This is a genomic window from Glutamicibacter sp. JL.03c, assembly GCF_025854375.1.
Classification (GTDB): Bacteria; Actinomycetota; Actinomycetes; order Actinomycetales; family Micrococcaceae; genus Glutamicibacter.
In genome coordinates this window covers 1,223,790-1,244,101 of the sequence record NZ_CP107575.1, presented here as the reverse complement: position 1 = coordinate 1,244,101, position 20,312 = coordinate 1,223,790, and the positions used below count along the sequence as shown (strand labels likewise).

At 58.4% G+C, this 20,312-nt stretch carries 15 protein-coding genes; 6 read left to right on the top strand and 9 right to left on the bottom strand.

The window, feature by feature from the left end:
- Window positions 1-25: 25 nt before the first annotated feature.
- The 4 genes from OF385_RS05730 to OF385_RS05715 all read right to left on the bottom strand — a co-directional run bounded on the left by OF385_RS05730 (window position 26) and on the right by OF385_RS05715 (window position 3,331).
- Window positions 26-322 carry a hypothetical protein gene (locus OF385_RS05730; RefSeq protein ID WP_264277963.1) on the bottom strand — a complete coding sequence of 99 codons (297 nt, stop codon included), beginning with the start codon at window positions 320-322 and terminating at the stop codon, window positions 26-28.
- Window positions 319-1,110, bottom strand: coding sequence for a type II secretion system F family protein (locus tag OF385_RS05725; protein ID WP_264277392.1), 792 nt, complete (start codon window positions 1,108-1,110; stop codon window positions 319-321). Before OF385_RS05725 ends, OF385_RS05730 begins: the two co-directional genes overlap by 4 nt.
- Before the next feature lie 146 nt (window positions 1,111-1,256).
- Window positions 1,257-2,108 (bottom strand): type II secretion system F family protein, encoded by an 852-nt coding sequence (locus OF385_RS05720; protein WP_264277391.1) that lies wholly within the window; start codon window positions 2,106-2,108, stop codon window positions 1,257-1,259.
- Window positions 2,105-3,331, bottom strand: coding sequence for a CpaF family protein (locus OF385_RS05715; RefSeq protein WP_264277390.1), 1,227 nt, complete (start codon window positions 3,329-3,331; stop codon window positions 2,105-2,107). The genes OF385_RS05720 and OF385_RS05715 overlap by 4 nt, the downstream gene beginning before the upstream one ends.
- Before the next feature lie 87 nt (window positions 3,332-3,418).
- Between OF385_RS05715 and OF385_RS05710 the strand changes: the two genes are divergently transcribed.
- Window positions 3,419-7,258, top strand: coding sequence for an FtsK/SpoIIIE domain-containing protein (locus tag OF385_RS05710; RefSeq protein WP_264277389.1), 3,840 nt, complete (start codon window positions 3,419-3,421; stop codon window positions 7,256-7,258).
- Between the two features lie 9 nt (window positions 7,259-7,267).
- Here the strand turns inward: OF385_RS05710 and OF385_RS05705 are convergent, their stop codons facing one another.
- Window positions 7,268-7,681: a hypothetical protein gene (locus OF385_RS05705; protein ID WP_264277388.1), complete on the bottom strand. Its 414-nt coding sequence runs from the start codon at window positions 7,679-7,681 to the stop codon at window positions 7,268-7,270.
- A gap of 356 nt (window positions 7,682-8,037) precedes the next feature.
- Here OF385_RS05705 and OF385_RS05700 point away from each other — a divergent pair, with 356 nt between their 5' ends.
- Both OF385_RS05700 and OF385_RS05695 read left to right on the top strand, forming a co-directional pair.
- On the top strand, window positions 8,038-8,286 hold the full coding sequence (locus OF385_RS05700) for a WhiB family transcriptional regulator (protein WP_013348560.1): 249 nt from the start codon (window positions 8,038-8,040) through the stop codon (window positions 8,284-8,286).
- Window positions 8,287-8,485: 199 nt separating this feature from the next.
- Window positions 8,486-10,684: a Stk1 family PASTA domain-containing Ser/Thr kinase gene (locus OF385_RS05695; protein ID WP_264277387.1), complete on the top strand. Its 2,199-nt coding sequence runs from the start codon at window positions 8,486-8,488 to the stop codon at window positions 10,682-10,684.
- A gap of 52 nt (window positions 10,685-10,736) precedes the next feature.
- On the opposite strand, the gene OF385_RS05690 is transcribed toward OF385_RS05695, so the two are convergent.
- Window positions 10,737-12,131 (bottom strand): class II 3-deoxy-7-phosphoheptulonate synthase, encoded by a 1,395-nt coding sequence (locus OF385_RS05690; RefSeq protein ID WP_264277386.1) that lies wholly within the window; start codon window positions 12,129-12,131, stop codon window positions 10,737-10,739.
- Window positions 12,132-12,208: 77 nt separating this feature from the next.
- A complete protein-coding gene (locus OF385_RS05685; RefSeq protein ID WP_264277385.1) occupies window positions 12,209-12,880 on the bottom strand; it encodes a lysophospholipid acyltransferase family protein in 672 nt (223 codons plus the stop codon).
- 133 nt (window positions 12,881-13,013) lie between these two features.
- Here OF385_RS05685 and OF385_RS05680 point away from each other — a divergent pair, with 133 nt between their 5' ends.
- From OF385_RS05680 to OF385_RS05670, 3 genes are all read left to right on the top strand, one after another.
- A complete protein-coding gene (locus tag OF385_RS05680; RefSeq protein ID WP_264277384.1) occupies window positions 13,014-13,790 on the top strand; it encodes an alpha/beta hydrolase in 777 nt (258 codons plus the stop codon).
- Window positions 13,787-14,221 carry a hypothetical protein gene (locus OF385_RS05675; RefSeq protein ID WP_264277383.1) on the top strand — a complete coding sequence of 145 codons (435 nt, stop codon included), beginning with the start codon at window positions 13,787-13,789 and terminating at the stop codon, window positions 14,219-14,221. Before OF385_RS05680 ends, OF385_RS05675 begins: the two co-directional genes overlap by 4 nt.
- 110 nt (window positions 14,222-14,331) lie before the next feature.
- The gene (locus OF385_RS05670; RefSeq protein ID WP_264277382.1) at window positions 14,332-16,143 is read left to right on the top strand and encodes an AMP-dependent synthetase/ligase; all 1,812 of its coding nucleotides are present in this window, start codon (window positions 14,332-14,334) and stop codon (window positions 16,141-16,143) included.
- On the opposite strand, the gene OF385_RS05665 is transcribed toward OF385_RS05670, so the two are convergent.
- Both OF385_RS05665 and OF385_RS05660 read right to left on the bottom strand, forming a co-directional pair.
- Window positions 16,116-16,658, bottom strand: a complete 543-nt coding sequence (locus OF385_RS05665; RefSeq protein WP_264277381.1) for a hypothetical protein — start codon at window positions 16,656-16,658, stop codon at window positions 16,116-16,118. The genes OF385_RS05670 and OF385_RS05665 overlap by 28 nt on opposite strands.
- A 137-nt stretch (window positions 16,659-16,795) precedes the next feature.
- On the bottom strand, window positions 16,796-20,248 hold the full coding sequence (locus OF385_RS05660; RefSeq protein ID WP_264277380.1) for a pyruvate carboxylase: 3,453 nt from the start codon (window positions 20,246-20,248) through the stop codon (window positions 16,796-16,798).
- Between the last annotated feature and the right edge of the window lie 64 nt (window positions 20,249-20,312).

Genomic DNA, 20,312 nt, shown 5'->3' with positions numbered 1-20,312 from the left:
AGATGACGGAACGCATCTTCGACCGCTAGCCCAGTCCCGAAACCCGATCAATTGCTTGATTGAATAGATCCTGCAGTCGAGGACCCGCAATAGCCAGCAAAGCTGCCACCAGGACCGCTGACATCAAGGTGATCATGACCCAACCAGGCACATCACCTCGACTGTCTAGGAGTTTGGGCGACATTTTCTCCCACATTCTTTTGAGGAACGATGTCCCTCTTAAGAAGAAGACCACTAAGAATTCTTGAATGCTGCACATGACTTTCCTTCCGGTGATTCGTTGATGTAAATTGCGGTTGATCTCGTTGTTCTTTCCGATCAATAGCTCATCTCCAATAGCGCCAATCCTGGGAATACGGCAAACACGATGGTCAACGGAAGAATGCCAAAAACAACAGGAACTAGCATCAGGATCTCCCGTTTTCCGGCGACCTCCATCAGCTCGCGTTTTGATGCATCACGAACGTCTTGCGCCTGATCACGCAATACCTGAGCAAGAGGAGTTCCTCGTTCAGTTGCTACGACGATAGCGTCGACGAATCTGGCGATTGTTCCAACCTGTATGCGTTCCGACATATTCTGCATCGCTTGAACCATCGGCGTTCCGGCATGGATGTCGTTCAGAGTCTTCACGAATTCGTCGCCTATCACTCCATGACAGATACGAGAAATTCGCTCAATCGCCCCAGTGGTGGACTCCCCCGCACCGACAGTCAGTGCGAGGACTTCTGCGACGGTTGGAAATTGGGTCAATATCCTGCGAGCTCTGCGATGGATTTGCTCCCCGAGCCACCAACCTCGCAAGGCGTACCCCAACACCCCACAGCAGATGACCACGAGGATCGAAAAAACGACCGACAAGTTATATTGCATCGCCGCGAGCACTGTGCAGACTGATCCTGCTACCACGCCAGCCAGGGCACAAATGATTTCCTGCGACCGATAGTCGATCAAGCTGATGTCGAGGCCCGCCGCGTTTAGCCTCTTCTTGAGAATGTCATTTGACGGACTGTGATTTGTGGCGAACTTCTGGATCTGCAAAATCAGCGGTGCTGCCAGTTGCCCCAAGGCGGAGTGTCCCGACTCCGAATGCCAGGAGTCCTCAAGCATCCGAGAGCTCCTTACACCTACGCGAACATGCGGTGCAATTCGTTCAGCGAAGGCCATCCTTCTCCATCCGGGCAGATTGATCAGGATGATCCATATCCCCAGGCCAAGGCCGAGTCCGCACAGTGCCGCCCATGATGTATATGAGTTCATGACAGCACCCTTTCTTCCACAGGAAGCGTGCCAAGCCTGAGCATGATCCGGTAGCAGACAATGGAGATTCCTACGCCCACGCCTAGAACGATGACTCCGCCAGGGGTCATATACGCTTCTTTTGCGGCTTCCTGAGTTCCCAAAATCAAAAGCAGGATCCAGGGTGCTGCCACGGCTAATCGCGCGGCGGATACGATCCATGATTGCCTTGCAGCTAATTCACCTCGCGTGCGAACGTCATCGCGTAAGAATGCAGACAGCGTTGCTAGGGTCTGTCCCAAGTCTGTGCCGCCGACTTCACGAGTGATTCGGAGTGTCGTGAGAATCTTATCGGCCACAGGATCCGCCAACCGCTCGCCTAACTGATCTAACGCAACACTGAAGTTCGCTGTGGCCCTGTAGTCCAAGGCGAAGTCACCGAACTGGGGCCTGAGTATTTGCGGCCCCACCGTTGCCAGTTGCCCCAAAGCCTCAGGCAACGACAGTCCGGCACGGATGGCGCTTCTGAGATGGTCGACAACTTCGGGCCATTGCTCTTGTAATGCTGCCCGCCGTTTGGAAGCTTGGTGCCGGATGAATGCCCAAGGTGCGAAGAAGCCGAAACTGAAAAACAACAGGGCAAAGAGCCACGCTCCCGTAAGCCCCAAGGTCAAGAGTCCCGAAATCAATCCACATACCAAACAGATCAATGCGAACTTGCTTGGGGAAACATTTGTCATCCCTGCTTGAAGCAAGGCGGTTTTGATCTTCGACTTACGTTTTGGTGCGCGCACCCACGGAGCGAAGAGAAGCCAGTCAACCAAGATGGCTAGACCGAGGCCGCCAAGTAACGCGAAGATTGCGATCATGATTGCCCCGCCATTAGCTCCGCGATATTGATCCCCGACAGTTCAAACTTTTCATGTTCCCAATCGGCCCCCTGCGAGGAGATAAGAGCTCCATCTCGTCTTTCAAACAAAGTCGAGGATTCAATTTGGCCTGATTCGACACGATTTCGAATACTGAGGATTTCATTGACATACCGGTGTCCACTTGGACTTCGGACACAGTGAACGACCAAATCAATACAGGCAGCAACAGTCTTAATTGTGAAGTCGCTCGTTATGTTCGGGCCTGCTAACAAAGGCAAAGTGCAAATCTTTGTTATCGCATCTCTTGCTGAATTCGCGTGGAGCGTACACAATCCTGAAATGCCGGAATTCAAGGCAATGAGCATGTCTAGCGATTCAGCCTCTCGTACCTCCCCCACAACGATGCGATCGGGCCTCATGCGAAGTGCCTCTTTCACGAGGCGCCGCATCGTAATTTCGCCGGTTCCTTCAAGGTTTGCCAATCGCGTCTGCATGGCAACTACGTCTCTCAGGGCTAGGTTAATCTCAAAAATTTCTTCTATGGTGATGATGCGTTCACGCGGACCAATTGAAGAAGCCAAACAATTAAGCATCGTTGTTTTGCCGGCTTGAGTCGGGCCCGTGACGATCACGTTGAGGCCCGCATTAATGGCCGTCGACAGATACAACGCCGCGGTTCGGCTCAGGGAATCGAGTTCCACCAGGTCATCTAGTTTGCTGGCCCTCGCGATGAATTTGCGTATGTTTACTGCCCAATGTTCGTGTGTGATGTCAGGAATGACGACATGTAGACGGGATCCGTCCGGAAGCTGGCAGTCGACGAATGGTTGGGACAGATCCAAACGTCGGCCCGACGACTTGAGCATGCGCTCAACCAAGGCAGCGATCTCTGATGCTTCCATGCGAATGTGGGTCAGCTGGCTTTGCCCACCTCGAGCGCAAAACACCTGATGTGGAGCGTTGATCCAAATTTCTTCGACCGTCGGATCATCGAGAAGTGGCTGGAGGGCACCAAAGCCTGCTACGTTGTCGAAAATGGTTTGACGGGCCGCATCGAGCGATCCAAGAGAAGGCACTGCACCAAGCAGTGCACGCTCGTCATAGTCCCTGATGACTTCTTCGATCAATGACTTGATCATCGTAGGCTGTTTCGCCGGATCGAGTCCACGCCTTCTCACCAACTCACGAACTTCGTCTTCAACGATGGACAGTGCTTCCACAACGAGCTCCTGTGGTTCTTCGTATCAAAGATTCCCGAAGTCGGGGACCATCGGCGAGCGCATCGTCGGTGCAGCATTCATATTCGTATGACAAGGGATGCTATAGGCACTTCGGCTACCTTTCAAGAGCTTTTCGTGTTGTGGATAACCGAAAATTCATTCTCCACAGGCGGTCTTTTAGTTATTCGAGAAGGTTACTTAGCACGCTTTGATTACTCCCATACTGCTCTTCACTTTTATTCAGGATTCTTCATGGCCCGCTACGAATTTCTCTTGATATCTCAAAATTTCCAGCATCCGCGTCAATTTGAGCTGGTCTCGAGTGGAAGGTTGACCGGCGTAAAGTTGGCTTCGCTTCTTCAGTCCTCGTTTCCTGATGAACATTGGTACGTCGAACAAGAAAATCTTGAAAGTATTGGCACTCTGGCGTCGGATCAGCGATTAGTTCTCAGCGACATACCTCGGATACCGGCAAAATCTTTGGCCGCTTCGTCAACATTAAAGCTCTACGTTCTCAGCGGCCCAGATGCCGGCGCTTGGATATCTATAACGCACGGAGAGCAGTCTATTGGCCGTAATGCCCCTCTTTGGCTTGAGGATCCGCTTATTTCACGGGGCCACGCAACCTTGAGCGTATCGGCGAGGCGGATACGACTCCTGGCAACAGCCAACCATCAATTGATTCGTGACGATGGCACTGCTTGCAGCTCGATAGATCTCTCATTGGGATCTCGGTTTCGTTTAGGGAATACGGATTTCGCCGTTGGTGACCCCCTCGTCTCGGAGTCTAGAACGAGGATTCTGGCTGACGATTTGGAAGTCCTGCTCCCGCCAAGGCCTGAAATGAGCAGATTGGTGATGCTCACGCTGGCTGCCCTCGTACCGGTCCTTACCGGAATCCTGCTGGCAATCCTTATGGGCACTATGCTTTTTCTCATCATCAGTGGAGTTTCCGCTCTTATGGGCTTGGTCCCGGCGTGCCAGATCGTCGCAGAACTCAATCGTTGGAACCGATCCTTGGCCGCGCAACGCAGTGCGGTGGTCGAAGCCAGGTCCCGATACGCACCCCCATTGGGACACGCAATAGTGGCCGGGCTGGATGCAACAACGCTCGGTATCAATTCTCTGACGGCTCCTCCCCTTGTTTGGGGCAATGGCCAATGGTCACCGCAAATTTCCGCACCGTCTCAGCCTCAGCGCTCCCATAAAGCTTGGCCAATACTCAGGAAGAAAAAGCTGGATGCTCCATGGCCTGGTCCTGTCTTTGCTCCTGCGACACCTGTCGTTTGGCAACTGGTGGGAATTCAAGGCCAAGATATGGGAGAAATCCTAGCTGGAGCTCTCGCGCGGTTCTTGCCGCTTATCGCTGCGGGCAGGCTTTCGCTCGTTATCGATCCGTCTATTCATTGCTTGCCGGCGTCATTGCTGCTTCTGCAGAATGTCACGGCGACCAATCTGACGCCTCCGAGTTCTGATCAGAATTCTTGGAAACACGACAATCCGGCGCTCAAGACCATTTATCTGACCACAAGCCCGACAGGTCCGATACCCGATACCCTAGTTATCGAGTTGGGGCCAGCGCTTCATGAGACCGCTGAGCATTGGATAATGCTCGATTCCTTAGCGTCCCATCTGCCAGATCAACGATTCTCTCTGACCGAGCTGCAAAAATTGAGCCTGACGCGCTTTGACCGCACCGTACAACGGTTTCTGGCTCTTTCGCCATCATCAAATTCAGACTCGTTACGACCGTTCAAGGAACCAGGCGATCGGTTACTAGCTTCAATTGGGGTCAGCAAAAGCGGCGACGAAGTTTCAGTAGATTTCGATGCAGACGGACCGCACATGTTGATCTGCGGAACTACTGGCTCTGGAAAATCGGAAGCACTGCGTCGAATCGTCGCTGACCTGTCTTATCAGTTCTCGCCACAGCAGTTGGCGTTCGCATTGATCGATTTCAAGGGTGGCGCGGGATTATCAGTTTACGAGCAACTTCCTCACGTCCAGCTCTTCTCCAGCGATTTGGATGACTCTTGCGCACAACGCACGCTTGAACAGCTCGAATTCGAGGTTCGCCGCAGGGAAAAGCTACTAGCTGACAATGGTTGTAGCGACCTCGGCGAATACCGATTGCTTACTTCACCACCACAGCCCCTGCCTAGGCTTGTCGTGATTGTCGATGAGTTTCGAGTATTTATCGAAACCCTGCCAACGGCCGGACAACGGATCGACCGGTTGGCAGCGGTAGGACGGGCATTAGGAATCCATCTGATTCTCAGTACACAGCGTCCTGCCGGCACACTCACCGGCCAGACACGCGCGAACATTAATGCGGTCATTGCGTTGCGAGTTAATGATCCGAGCGAGTCTGTTGAGCTCGTGGGCTCAACAGCGGCGACGTTACTGGATCGCCCTGGACTCGCAATAATCAAAAGCTCGGCAAGGCCTACAGAGCATTTCCAATTTCATCTCGCGGCTGAACCTGAAATCAAAGGTGAGATTCTTGAGCGAAACCGCACCAACATGTCCTTATCCAAATTCGCCACGTTCGCCCCCGCCCCTGCGATACCCGGGCGAGATCCGCTTACAGAACTAGTCGACTTGGTGAACGCATGCTGGGGTTCAGCACCCACGTGCAATTCTGGCTTCGCACCGCCGCTTCCCCCAGGCGTCGACGATGTTCCTATGCCGACTAGTTGGAAGGGCCGGAACGAGGGTGCAATCTTCTGCGGGGTGCGAGATAACTTGGCTGGCGGAACGCAAGAGCCATTGATCATCAACACCCAGCGGTGGCGTTCCCTGCTTATTTGCGGATTACCCGAGGCCGGCGCTCGACTGGCATTTGAATATTTCGCTTCGTTGTCCCGAAAAATTCTTTGTTTCGGGCCGTCACCTGTCCAGCACGCATGGCGATTTGGGAATCTCAAGGTGGTGACCGGCGAAGATACTTATGCATTCCTGGATGCACTGGACTTCCTGGAAGCACAGCCGAATGACGAATCCCTGATCATCATGATTCATTCATTGGCGCAGCTCCAATCGAGCCTGCCGCCTCAACATTTTCAACGCTTTGACGAAGCAGTGGGGTCGTTACTACGGCTCGGCGGCTCGCGGGGTCCTTTTATCGTTTGCGCCGTTGATCGTGATCAGAACTGCCTGAAGTCCACAGGATTGTTCACTACACAGTGGTACTTCCCGCTCAATGCCACAGAGCCATTGAAAATGATCTGGCCCAAACTTCCGGCTTGCTCGCCCATTCCCGGCAGAGGAGTGGTTCTAAATTCCGATCATTCCGCCCAAGTTTTCCAACTTGCTCCTGCCCGGGCCGAGCATCACAAAGACTGTACTTGGATCGATACCAGTGCGATGCTCCGTGCAGAATCCTCGCCGTTCGGTGACGAAGTCGAGCTTCTTGGCTACCATCCGTTTACGGGTAGCCCCGTGGTCCTCCCCCATCAGGCGCGCTTCCTAATCATCTGCGCCGATGCCAAAGAACGGTTAACAATTTCTTCTTGCCTGGCCAAGCGCTGGAAAGCCGCACATTCAAACGGCATCGAAAGCTTGGCCGCCACGCTCGATGATTATGATTCAGAACGGCAAATTCGTCCACACCTCATGTGCATCAACGTGGACAGCCCCTCAGATCCGCGACTCGTAGCGATGCTGGAAAGGCTCAAGGCCTCAGATGTGCGTTTGGTTCTGTTTGCTCCGCCTTCGGCACGGCTCGCCTATGAACTCGGTCTACCGTCCCTCGCCGTAGACGACCGGGAAGTCGCAATTGTCGAGGCAGAGCATTCACAAGACATGCAACCAATGCAATGGCCATCCCTGCACCAAGACCCCCAGAGAACAAGTCGGCCCTACTGGCGTGCCGTCGTCGCTCGCTACGGACAACCCCGCATGGTGCTCGTTCCCCGAGAGGCGTGAAGCAAGCGACTACTGCGAGGGTCGATCCCCTAAGAATGCCGTGGTTTTCGGAGCGAAGAGCAGGACAATGCTCGCACCGGCGACCAGGATCGAAACCGCTGCCCCAATCTTGACCACGCCGATATCCGAATTAAGGAACGAGACTGACAAGATGAGTTGGAACAATTGCCAGACGATGATTGGGGCGCGGGTAAAAGCGCTGCCCTTGAAGAAGTTGATAGCTACGGAACCTTGCCAGATAGCAAGCAAAAGGCAGAGCACCAGCATGAAGATTTGCCCGCCGACATTGACTACTCCGTCGATCGAAAGGTTTCCCAGGTAGCTGATGGCATAACCCAGGACTGCCAGCGCTTCGAGCAAGACTAGTGCGGCTACGATGACAACACTGATTGGTCGGGGCACATTACTTTGTTGGTTGCTCACGTCAACAATCTTCGTCGACGTCTGGCAGGAACTCAAACTGCCATGAGCACCCACGCTGTAGCCCAAGACACACCAAGAGGTACTAGCGGACTTGCCTGTCAAATGCCATGTGAGAAAGCACTCAGGCATTCAGCAACATTTCGCTATCATGACTCTTGTTTACTTCCTCGTAACATGAAAACCTTATGTGGTCGGTTAAACGAGGAACCCAATCGGTCCTCGCCGAAGATCAGAAGAGCCAATCGGTAACCGTTGGGTAATCAGGATTTAATTACATTCCTAATTAGTTGTTACCCCTCCGTTGCTTGCCGTTGGCCCTTCAGACCCCTCTCAGATTTCAAGGAGCATCAATAAGCATGGATTGGCGTAGCCGCGCGGCGTGTCTGGAAAAGGATCCGGAACTGTTTTTCCCAGTGGGAAACACCGGTCCGGCCCTATTGCAGATCGAAGAGGCCAAGAGCGTCTGCCGTCGATGTGAAGTAACCGAGACTTGCTTGCAGTGGGCTATTGAGTCCGGTCAGGATGCAGGCGTATGGGGCGGCATGAGCGAAGATGAGCGTCGCGCTTTGAAGCGCCGCGCTGCCCGCGCTCGTCGCGCTTCGTGAATATGCGCTCGAGGTAAATCTCGCAACCCGAGACGCCAAACGAAATCCGCCAGAGGTCAACACCACTGGCGGATTTCGAGTTTAACCGGCATTTTGCCAGCTCGGCTAGGTAAATTAAAAGTAGTGTTATTGTTCGAAAGGATCTGTTAGTGACTTTGGCCTGCTTCGCGCGCACAATTCAGGCGGGTGCGGACGGAAAATGAGCTCAGCCCTGACAGACCCGAATCTGGGCAAAACTCTCGACGGCAGATATCGCCTCGACCATCTTCTAGCCCTTGGCGGCATGTCCCGCATCTACCGCAGCATGGACAAGAGGCTCCATCGCGCAGTCGTCGTGAAAATTCTGAACGACAATTACGCGAGCGAACCCACCGTACGCGAGCGCTTCCAATCGGAAGCCGTAATCGCCGCGAATATCACGCACCCGAACGTGGTCTCAATCCGTGACCACAACGTCAGCGACAATCTCGTGTACCTCGTCATGGAGTACGTGCGCGGCCGCAACCTCGACCAAGTCATCGCCGAGCGTGGCCGATTCACACCCCGCCAGACGCTGAGCGTGCTGGAACAAATTTGCAGCGGGCTCAGCGCTGCCCATCGCGAAGGAATCATTCACCGGGATATGAAACCCGCGAATGTCTTGCTGGCCGATAGCGGGGAAATCAAGCTCACCGACTTCGGCCTGGCGCGCGCTGCCAGCGCGCACACCCAGTCCGCAACCCTCCTGGCAACGCTTTCCCACGTTTCTCCGGAGCTTGTTTCCGGTGCCTCCGCTGATTCCCGCAGCGATATCTACGCTCTTGGCATCATGATCTACCAAATGCTCACCGGCAAGCTGCCGTACTCGGAAACGAATCCAGCGGCCATGATGAAGCATCATCTGGACTCCCCCATGCCATTGCCATCGCAAACGGTTCCGGGATTGGCAGAAGACCTCGACGAGCTGGTGCAGTGGTGCACCGAAAAGGATCCCGAAAAGCGCCCCCAGGATGCCTCGCTGCTGCTGGAGGAAGTCCGCCAGATCCACTCGACGCTCACCGATGAGCAACTGGATCTCGGCGTGGATTCTCTGGGGACTATCGACGATCTGATCCCGCAAACATTCACCCACATGCCGACGACCTTGCAACAGCGTCTTGACGCTATGCAACGCGACCGGGAGTTCGAGCGCGAACAGCAATGGCTCGAACTCAATTCCACCTCCGCCGACGGCAGCTACGAGGTCGACGATGAGGAATCCAGCGAATCCCCCACTACGGTCATCGCCGCTGGCGACGCAACCGAGGTCCTGGATCTACGCGACGCCCAGGCCACTCTAGCGCTTGCGCAGTCCGGCAATGCGCCTGCGCTGAATGCGACCAGTGTCTATGCGCGTGATGAGCTTGCCCAGCCTGCGCCCGAGTCAATCGAGAACGGGCCAAGCCCCCGGGACTCCAAGCGCGCGCAAAAGCAGGCCAACAAGCGGTGGCGCAAGGAAGCCCAGATTCCCACGCACCAGCTTCGAAAACCGCGAACGGTCACGCAGAAGATCGTCACCACTCTCCTATGGATCGTGATCGTGGCCCTGGTTGCCGGCGCCGGGTGGTTCTTCGGGCGCGGTCCGGGTACGATCGTGCGCATTCCTTCGCTCACTGGCATGCTCCAGGAACGAGCTATCGCACAACTGGACAGCCAGGGTGTCCCCGTCAGGGTCAATACTGCCTATGACGACGAGGTCGCCATTGGCCGAGTGGTCGATTCCCGTCCGAGCACGGGCAAGAACATCATGAAATTCCAGGGCGTAGAGCTCACGGTTTCCCAGGGACCAGAGCTCTTCGATGTTCCCGATGTGACGGGCCTGAAGCTGGAGAGTGCCAAGAAGTCGCTGGCCACGGCCGGCTTCAAGAATCTGGACACCAGCGAAGAGTATTCCTCGACGGTTGAAACCGGTGCGGTCATCGGTGCCAGCCCCGGGGCCGGCACGCGGCTGCCAAAGAAGAACACCATCACGCTCACCGTTTCCAAGGGCCACGCTCCGGTCGAGGTTCCCTCCGTGATCGGGCTGAGCCGCGATGAGGCTTCACAGAAGCTCAACGCAGTCGGGCTGTCCTTGAAATCCGGCGCCGATGTTCATTCAGCGCAGATCGAGCAGGGTCTGGTCGCTTCCCAGGAACCGGCAGAGGGTACCGCGCAATTCGGCAGCGCCATCACCGTGAACCTGTCTTCCGGGCCTGAATACGTCCAGATTCCATCGGTTGTCGGCCTGAGCGTCCAGGACGCCACCTCCACGTTGGAAGAAGCAGGCTTCAAGGTCAAAACCCACAGCGTTTTTGGCGGCCAGGACCAAACAGTGCGGATGCAGACACCGCTGAACCAGAAAGCGATCCTCGGCAGCGAGATTACCATCTACGCTTTCTAGCAGGTACGGCAAAGGCTCGGTTCCCTGTGGAACCGAGCCTTTGCGTTATGCCTTAGCGGTTGCGGCTACGGCTTTGCAGTGCCGAGGAAACCAGGAAGGCCATTTCCAGGGACTGGCGGTGGTTTAGGCGTGGGTCGCAGACGGACTCGTACAGCGAGTCGAAGTCTTCCTCGCGGATCGGGTCTGCGCCACCGAGGCACTCAGCTACGTCGTCACCGGTCATCTCGACATGCAGACCGCCTGGGAAGGTGCCCAGGGAGTCGTGTACCTCGAAGAAGCCGCGGACTTCATCCATGACCGCGTCGAAGTTGCGGGTCTTGTAGCCGTTCTGGCTGGTGACGGTGTTGCCGTGCATCGGGTCGGTGACCCACAGTACCTGCGCACCGGAAGCGGTGACCTTTTCAACCAGGCTTGGCAGCTTCTCGCGAATGTTCTTCGCGCCCATGCGAGTGATGAAGGTCAGGCGTCCTGGTTCGCGATTCGGATCAAGCTTCTCGATCAAACGCAGCGCGTCGTCCGGCTCGGTGGTCGGGCCTAGCTTCACGCCAATCGGGTTGCGCACGCGCGAAAGGAAATCGATATGCGCGTGATCCAGCTGGCGGGTTCGTTCGCCGATCCACAGGAAGTGGCCGCTGGTGTCGTAGGGCAGGCCGGTACGCGAATCGGTGCGGGTCAAGGCACGCTCGTAGTCCAGCAGCAAGGCTTCGTGCGAAGCAAAGAATTCGGTGCGCTTGAGCGCCTCGAAGTCCGCACCGCAGGCGTCCATGAATCGGATGGCCGAGTCGATTTCGCCGGCGAGCTGCTCGTACGCCGAGTGCGCCGGGTTGGCCATGAATCCGCTGTTCCACGAGTGCACGCTGCGCAGGTCGGCAAAGCCGCCCTGGGTGAAGGCGCGGATCAGGTTCAGCGTGGCCGATGAGGTGTTGTAGGCCTGCACCATGCGCTTTGGATCGTGGGCCCGCGATTCCTCGGTGAATTCGTAGCCATTGACGATATCGCCGCGGAATGCCGGCAGGGTTACGCCGTCTCGGGTTTCGTCATTCGAGGAACGTGGCTTGGCGAACTGGCCGGCCATGCGGCCCATCTTGATGACAGGCATCGACGAACCGTAGGTCAAAACGACGGCCATCTGCAGGATCGTGCGTACCCGTGCGGAAATCTTGTCGGCGGTAGCGTCGGCAAAGGTTTCGGCGCAGTCACCACCCTGCAGCAGGAAGGCCTTGCCCTGGGCGGCCTGAGCCAGCCGTTCGCGCAGGACATCTACCTCGCCGGCAAAGACCAGAGGAGGACGCGAACCCAATTCGTTGATGGAGGACTGATAGTCCTTGTGCTCACGCCAGGTTGGCTGCTGGGCAATAGGCAATTCACGCCACAAATCTAGCTGCGGATCAGTGGCGGGGCCGGCTACAGAGGAGCCGGGCAATGGGGTTCGGTTTACTTCGCTCACCTTGAAGATTCTACGTCCCTGAACGGCAAAGCACAGCTACGAATGTAACAACGGCGCGTAATACTGTGAGCAGGCTTCTACTTCTCGGCCTTGCGGGGTGCGTACACGTCGACATAGCTCTGCCCAGAGAGCACGTTGATCGCCTGCCGGATTTCATCGGCGCAGGCTCGCAGCGCCTGCGGATCGTCGTGTTTTCCTGCCAGATGCTCAAAGCGCAGCGGCTTGCCGATTTTGATCCCGATCTTCCCCGGATGCGGCAGGCTCTGCCCAATGGGCTGAACCTTGTCGGTGCCGATCATGGCCACAGGGATCACCGGAGCCCCGGATTCCAGTGCGAGTTTCGCAACTCCGAGCTTGGCTCGGTATAGCCGCCCGTCAGGCGAACGGGTGCCTTCGGGGTAGATCCCCAGGATCTTCCCCTCATCCAGGGCCTGCTTGGCACTGGCCAGCGAAGCGGCCGACTTTTGGCCACCTGATCGATCCATGGGCAACTGATTGATATTGCGGAAGAACCAGGCAGTAGTGCGCCCCTTGAGCCCGCGCCCATTGAAATATTCGTCCTTGGCCAGAAAAATCACCGTCCGTTCAAGCATCGCCGGCAAGAACACCGAGTCGCTGACCGACAGGTGGTTTGAAGCCAGGATTGCCGCCCCGGACTGCGGGATGTTGTTGATCCCCTGCAGATCCACCCGGAAGAAGATCGCCACCAGTGGCCTAACGGCAAATCGCTTGAGGAAGTCGTACAGCACGGCAGTAAAATTCCTTCTTCTCGGGGTTCAGCTTTGTCGCGGGGACATGCGATGATCACAAAACTCGTGACACTGTCCGCACACTTCAATTGTGCACTACGCTCGAAGGTGTCAGCAGAAAATTGGAGTAGCCATGATGGAAAATGATGCACAAAACACCTCGGATCTCCCGTCGCGTACTCCCAGCGCGGTGCTGCTGATCCATGGCTTCACCGGTTCTCCCACGGCCATCCAGCCGTGGGCTGCATCATTAGCGCGCTCGGGATTCGCTACCGCTATGCCTCTTCTTCCCGGCCATGGGACTCGTTGGCAGGATATGATTCCGGTGGCCTACAGAGATTGGATCGAAGCCACCGAAGAGGCTTTTGACGATCTTGCCCGCACCCACGAGAAGGTCTTCGTGGCCGGGCTGTCCATGGGAGGGGCCCTGGCCCTGCATTTGGCCACTCGGCGCAACGTTGCCGGGATTTCGCTGGTGAACCCCGGGCTTGTCGTCGACTCCAAGCTGGCGCCGCTCACGCCCTGGTTGAAGCATGTCTTGCGCAGCGTGGCGCCCATCAGCAATGACATCGCCAAACGAGGGATGGACGAGGGAGCTTATCCGCGCACCCCTGTGGCGGCGGTGGCGCAGCTGCACGCCCTGTTTGCCCAGACCCGTTCACGCCTGGAATTGGTGGCCGCGCCGGTGCAGCTGTTTCGATCGACTGTTGACAATGTGGTCTCCGAAGCGTCGGTACGGGAGCTGGTCGCGGGGCTGGCCCCTGGGACCTTGACCGAACACCATATGCTGCTGCATTCAAAGCACGTGGCCACGCTGGATTATGACGCCGAACAGATTTTCCACGAGTCCGCCCGTTTCTTCTCCAAGCTAGCCGGCAGCGCGCCCGGCACGACAGGGAGGCATCCATGACCCCGTCCGACGCCGTTCCGCCGGAACAGGAAGATCCTCGTTGGGATGATCTGGTGAAGAACTTCCAGCAGCTCGACGCGCAAGCGCCTCGGGAACCCAGCGCCCAGGAACGCGCAGATCAGCTCAAGAAGCTGTTTAATACCGGGCCTGGAGCCATGAGCGGGCCGCGCGATTTTGCGCCTGAGGAATCTGATGAGCCATTTGTCCCTGACGAGCCGGCCGCTTTGGGTTCCGGGAGCCCGATGCTCAACCTGGCCTGGACAGCGGCAGCCGGCGGGCCGATCGGCTTGCTGTTGTGCGTGCTGTTCTTCCGTTCGGCACCGGCTTTTGTGGTCATCGGCTTGGCGCTCGCCACCCTGGCTGGCATTGCCTACTTGGTCAAGAGTCTTCCCACTTCCCGCGATCCGGGAGATGATGGGGCTCAGGTCTGACGTGAACTTGGAGCGTCCAGAGCTGTAGGTTACTGTAAAGTAATAAAATGTGATGCGGATTACCCGACATTGCTCATGGGGTCACACAAAGTTCAGGAGATGAATACCAGATGCGCGAATACAGCTCGCCAATTCGCATCCACACGCCTCAGCAGTCAAATATCACCGATCTGTTGCTCCGCCACGCTAACTCGGCGGCTAATCCAGCCTTGTTCGCCAAACCCGGAGCGGACTCAACCTGGCAGGACGTCACCGCATCACAGTTCGCCGCGGATGCCAAGGCCATCGCCAAGGGCTTCATCGCCAATGGAATCAATCCAGGCGAGCGCATCGCGCTGATGGCGAAAACCCGCTACGAATGGACCTTGGTCGACTTCGCGATCTGGTTCGCCGGATGCGTCACCGTGCCAATCTACGAGACCTCCTCCCCCAGCCAAGTAGCCTGGATCGTCGCAGACTCCGAGGTCAAAGCCGTCGTTCTCGAATCCGCAACCCACGAAGGCGTGGTGCGTCGGGCGGCCCATCAAGAACAGCTCGACACCCTGGAGAACATTTGGCAGTTCGGGGACGGCCTTGATCAGCTGGTCGAAGACGGCAAGGCCATTGACGACGAACAGCTCGAAGCCCGCCGATCAGCGGTGACGTTGAGCGACCTGGCCACCATCATCTACACCTCCGGCACCACCGGGCGCCCCAAGGGCTGCGAACTGACCCACAGCAACTTCGTGGAGCTGGCCGAAAATGCCGCCGCATCGCTGCCCCAGGCTGTCTACCCCGGCGCCTCCACCATCATGTTCCTGCCGCTGGCCCACGTCTTCGCGCGATTCATCTCGGTGATCAACGTGGCCGCAGGCTGCCGCACCGGGCATACTCCGGACGTCAAGAACCTGCTCGGCGATCTGCAGTCCTTCAAGCCGAATTTCATCCTCGCCGTTCCGCGCGTCTTCGAAAAGGTCTACAACTCGGCCATGCTCAAGGCCGAAGACAGCGGCAAGGGCAAGGTCTTCCACGCCGGGGTCGACGTCGCGGTCGCCTATTCAAAGGCCCAGCAATCGGGCAAGATCCCGCTGGCGCTCAATCTCAAGCACAAGCTTTTTGATGCCCTGCTCTACAAGAAATTGCGCGATGCGATGGGCGGCAACATCCGCCACGCGGTCTCCGGCGGCGGCCCGCTGGGAGAACGCCTGGGCCACTTCTTCAACGGCATCGGCGTCACCGTGCTCGAAGGCTACGGATTGACCGAGACCACTGCGCCGATCACCGTGAATACCCTTGAACGCATCAAGATCGGCACGGTCGGCAAGCCGCTGCCAGGCAATGCGGTGCGGATCGCCGACGACGGCGAGATCCTTGCCAAGGGCTTGTGCGTGATGAGCGGGTATCACAATCGCCCCGAGCTGCAAGCAGAGACCTTCACCGACGGCTGGTTCCACACCGGCGACATCGGCCAACTGGATGCCGACGGATTCCTCAAGATCACCGGCCGCAAGAAGGAAATCATCGTTACCTCCAGCGGCAAGAACGTGATTCCCGCATTGCTCGAGGACCAGATCCGGGCCGATGCGCTGGTGTCCCAGTGCGTAGTGATCGGCGAGGGCCGTCCATTCATCGCCGCCCTGGTCACCCTGGATCCCGAAGCGCTTCCGGGCTGGCTTGATCGCCATCAGCTGGATAAGAGCACCCCGCTCGAAGAGCTGGCAAATCATCCTGCGGTGCTGGAAACCATTGACAAGGTCATCGCCAAGGCGAACACCTCGGTGTCCAAGGCCGAAGCCATCAAGTCCTTCCGCGTGGTGCCAGCAGACTTCACCGAGGAAACCGGCCATTTGACTCCCTCGATGAAGATCAAGCGCGCTGTTGTGCTCAAGGACTACAACGAGCTGATCGAAGAGATCTACTCGGCGCCCAAGCCCAAGGAGTAGTCAAGAACAGCGGTAACCAGCTCCCACGATTCACGAGCCGAAGCGGCCCAGGGCAACCTGAGGCCGCTTTGCCGTGTCCGGGCAAAGTAGCTGCGTGGCAGCACCACACGGTTGAAAGCGGGCAGGTCGCTGGCACGTTGGCCATCGTCGATCACCGCGAAGATCAGATTCTCGGCCAGCGGCTGGCGGCCATTGGCCAGCAGCCATTGCACCAGTTCCATCAGCTGATCTTCGCCATCTGGCCCGGTCTCCCCGACGACCACCAGCACGTCGACACCGGCGAATTTGCCCTCGAGCACCGATTCGACCCGTTGCGGACCGGCGGTGGAGACCTCGGCGCGCAGCTCGAGTTCGCCGAATTGCTCGGCCAAGTGCTCGGCAATTTCGAAAAAGGGCAGGTGCGTGCTGAGCGTGAAGACCAGCACCCCCAGTCGATCGCGGCCTGCAGCAACTTCGCTGGCTCGGGCGGCGACTTCCGCTGGCGCGGCCCCGGCCGGAGTTTTATGTGCTCGCATCACGGCTCCTTGTAATGAGTCTGCTTGTACTGGATCTGCGTTTTGTACTGGATCTGCGTGGAAAATCTTGTGAGAGCACAGGGGCCCGCAACCAAAGTTGCGAGCCCCTGCGCTCGATCAGGCCGGAGGCCTGGATGCTACTTGGCTTCGATGACCACGAGCAGATCGCCGCCCTGGACCTGGCTGGTCCCGTCGAGGGTGATCTGGGTGACGACACCGGTGGCGTTGGCGGTAATGCCAGCTTCCATCTTCATCGCCTCGATCGTGGCCACCGACTGGCCTGCCTCGACGAGGTCGCCGGTCTTCACATTCACGGTCACCGCGCCGGCGAACGGCGCTGCCACATGGCCTGCGTTGTTCGGATCGGCCTTCGGGGCGGACTTCACGGTGGATTCCACCGACTCGTCGCGGACCTTGATCTGGCGGGACTGGCCGTTGAGCGTGACCACCACGGTGCGCAGGCCCTTCTCGTCGGCGTCGGACACCGAAACCAGCTTGACCAGCAGGCGGACACCGGTGCCCAGCGAGATCACATGCTCGAACCCCGGGGTCAGGCCGTAGAGGTAATCACGGGTGTGCAGTACCGACAGGTCGCCGAAGTTCTCCACCGACTTCTCGAAGTCGCGGGTCGGGCCGGCGAAGAGCAGGCGGTTCAGGGTTGCCCGGATGGTGTCCGAATCAGCGCCTAGTGCCTGGGCGTCCTCGGCTGACAGGTCCTCGACGCGGGCCTTCACGTTACGGCCCTGCAGCGCCTTGGTGCGGAATGGCTCTGGCCAGCCGCCCGGAGGGTTGCCCAGTTCACCGGAGAGGAACTGGATCACCGAATCCGGGATGTCGTAATTCTGCGGATTGGCCTCGAAGTCGGCTGCGGACACTCCGGATCCGACCAGCTGCAGCGCCAGGTCGCCGACCACCTTGGAGGAAGGGGTCACCTTGACCACGTTGCCGAGCATCGCGTTCACCGATGCGTACATCGACTCGATGGCTTCGAAGCGTTCGCCCAATCCCAGCGCGATGGCCTGCTGGCGCAGGTTCGAGAGCTGGCCGCCAGGGATTTCGTGCTGGTAGACACGGCCGGTTGGCGCCGGCAGTCCCGACTCGAATGGCTTGTACAGGGCGCGTACTGCTTCCCAGTACGGTTCCAGCGAGGCCACTGCATCCAATGACAGGCCCGGATCGCGCTCGGTGTATTCCAGTGCGGCGATCAGCGCAGAGGCAGAAGGCTGCGAGGTGGTCCCGGCCATTGCCGCGCTGGCCACGTCCACAGCATCCACACCGGCGTCGATGGCTGCCATCAAGGTGGCCAGCTGGCCGCCGGAGGTGTCGTGGGTGTGCAGGTGCACCGGAAGGTCGAAGCGTTCGCGCAACGCGGTCACCAACTTGGTCGCCGCGGCAGGACGCAGCAGCCCGGCCATGTCCTTGATCGCGATGATGTGGGCCCCAGCATCAACAATCTGCTGCGCCAGGTCCAGGTAGTAGTCCAGCGTGTACAGCTTCTCGTTGGCATCCAGCAGGTTGCCGGTGTAGCACAGTGCCACCTCGGCCACCGCGGTGCCGGTCTCCCGCACGGCCTTGATGGCCGGTGCCATCTGCGACACGTCGTTGAGCGCGTCGAAGATGCGGAAGATGTCGATGCCGGCCGCTGCGGCTTCCTTCACGAAGGCGTCGGTGACTTCCGTTGGGTACGGGGTGTAGCCCACGGTGTTGCGGCCGCGCAACAGCATCTGCAGCGGGATGTTCGGAAGTTCGGCACGCAGCAGCTCCAAGCGCTTCCAGGGGTCTTCGCCAAGGAATCGCAGAGCAACGTCGTAGGTCGCACCTCCCCAGACCTCCATGGAGAACAGCTGCGGCACGCTGTGCGCATACGCCGGCGCGGCAGCCAGAAGGTCTCGGGTACGCACGCGGGTAGCCAGCAGGGACTGGTGCGCGTCACGGAAGGTGGTGTCGGTGATGCCCACGGCCTTGGAATCGCGCAGCGCCTTGGCGAATCCTTCTGGGCCGAGCTCCAGCAGCTTCTGGCGCCATCCATCAGCCGGCACAGCCGACTTGGACGGACCGTCAAATGGCGAACGCTCCGGCTCGTCGGACTTGTCCCCCGGGAAGGCAGGCAGTTTCTTGCGAGGGTCGATGCCCTCGATACGCTCGCCGTTGGGTTGGTTCACGGTGACGTGAGCCAGGAAGTTCAGGGCCTTGGTGCCTCGGTCCTGGGACTCATTGCCGGTCAGCAGGTCCGGGCGCGCGTCGATGAAGTCGGTGGCAACGTCGCCGGCCAGGAACTGCGGGTCGCCCAGCACGTTCTGGATGAACGGGATATTGGTGGCCACACCGCGAACACGGAATTCTGCCAGCGCACGACGCGCGCGTGCTACCGCGGTCTTGTAGTCACGGCCGCGGCAGGTGAGCTTGACCAGCATCGAGTCGAAGTGCGGGGAGACCTCGGCGCCGGTGTAGATGGTGCCGCCGTCCAGGCGCACGCCCGAACCGCCGGCCGAGCGGTACACGGTAATGGTTCCCACGTCCGGGCGGAAGCCATTGGCAGGATCCTCGGTAGTGATGCGCGACTGCAGGGCCCAGCCGCGGACCTGCACGCTGTCCTGGGTGATGCCCAGATCCGCCAGCGACTCGCCAGCGGCAATGCGCATCTGCGCCTGCACCAAGTCGATGTCGGTGACTTCTTCGGTCACCGTGTGCTCGACCTGGATGCGCGGGTTCATTTCGATGAACACGTGCTGGCCGGCACGTTCGCCCACGGTGTCTACGAGGAACTCGACCGTTCCCGCGTTCTGGTAGCCCAGGGTTTTGGCGAACTTCACCGCGTCGCGGAACAGCGCCTGGCGAATGGAGTCATCCAGGTTTGGCGCTGGAGCGATCTCGACGACCTTCTGGTGGCGACGCTGCAGCGAGCAGTCGCGCTCGTGGAGGTGAACGATGTTTCCATGTTCATCGGCCAGGATCTGGACCTCGATGTGGCGAGGGCGGAGCACTGCCTGCTCCAGGAAGACCGTTGGATCGCCGAAAGCGGTGCCTGCTTCACGCATGGCCGCACCCATCAGCTCCGGCAGGTCCTCGCGCTTGTCGACACGGCGCATGCCGCGTCCGCCGCCGCCGGCAACTGCCTTGACGAAGATCGGGAAGCCGATTCGGTCAGCTTCGGCGATCAGGAAATCTACATCGTCGCTTGGCGCGGAGGATTCGAGCACTGGAATGCCGGCTTCGCGGGCTGCCTTCAGCGCCGCGACCTTGTTGCCGGCCAGTTCAAGTACGTCCGCCTTTGGACCAATGAACTTGATGCCTTCAGCCGCAGCGGCGCGAGCGAGATCGGGATTTTCGGACATGAATCCATAGCCAGGGTAGATTGCATCGGCGCCGGCTTCCTTGGCAACGCGGATGATCTCGTCGATATCCAGGTAGGCGCGGACCGGGTGGCCCTCTTCGCCAATCTGGTAGGCCTCTGCGGCCTTCTGGCGGTGAATCGAATTTCGATCCTCGTGTGGGTAGACGGCAACGGTCTTTGCGCCTAGCTCGTAGCTGGCTCGGAAAGCGCGAATTGCAATCTCACCGCGGTTGGCGACCAAGATTTTTTCAAACATAGTTTCCCTACATCGAATCAGTACAGGTTGATTGTGCTCAGACGGGGATGGAATCCCCTGGTCC

Bases quoted from the DNA above. Each gene is read 5' to 3' on its own strand.
- OF385_RS05725 (WP_264277392.1), bottom strand. From the start codon at position 1,110: ATGCTTGAGGACTCCTGGCATTCGGAGTCGGGACACTCCGCCTTGGGG.
- OF385_RS05720 (WP_264277391.1), bottom strand. From the start codon at position 2,108: ATGATCGCAATCTTCGCGTTACTTGGCGGCCTCGGTCTAGCCATCTTG.
- OF385_RS05710 (WP_264277389.1), top strand. From the start codon at position 3,419: ATGACAAGGGATGCTATAGGCACTTCGGCTACCTTTCAAGAGCTTTTC.
- OF385_RS05700 (WP_013348560.1), top strand. From the start codon at position 8,038: ATGGATTGGCGTAGCCGCGCGGCGTGTCTGGAAAAGGATCCGGAACTG.
- OF385_RS05695 (WP_264277387.1), top strand. From the start codon at position 8,486: ATGAGCTCAGCCCTGACAGACCCGAATCTGGGCAAAACTCTCGACGGC.
- OF385_RS05680 (WP_264277384.1), top strand. From the start codon at position 13,014: ATGATGGAAAATGATGCACAAAACACCTCGGATCTCCCGTCGCGTACT.
- OF385_RS05675 (WP_264277383.1), top strand. From the start codon at position 13,787: ATGACCCCGTCCGACGCCGTTCCGCCGGAACAGGAAGATCCTCGTTGG.
- OF385_RS05670 (WP_264277382.1), top strand. From the start codon at position 14,332: ATGCGCGAATACAGCTCGCCAATTCGCATCCACACGCCTCAGCAGTCA.
- OF385_RS05665 (WP_264277381.1), bottom strand. From the start codon at position 16,658: ATGCGAGCACATAAAACTCCGGCCGGGGCCGCGCCAGCGGAAGTCGCC.
- OF385_RS05660 (WP_264277380.1), bottom strand. From the start codon at position 20,248: ATGTTTGAAAAAATCTTGGTCGCCAACCGCGGTGAGATTGCAATTCGC.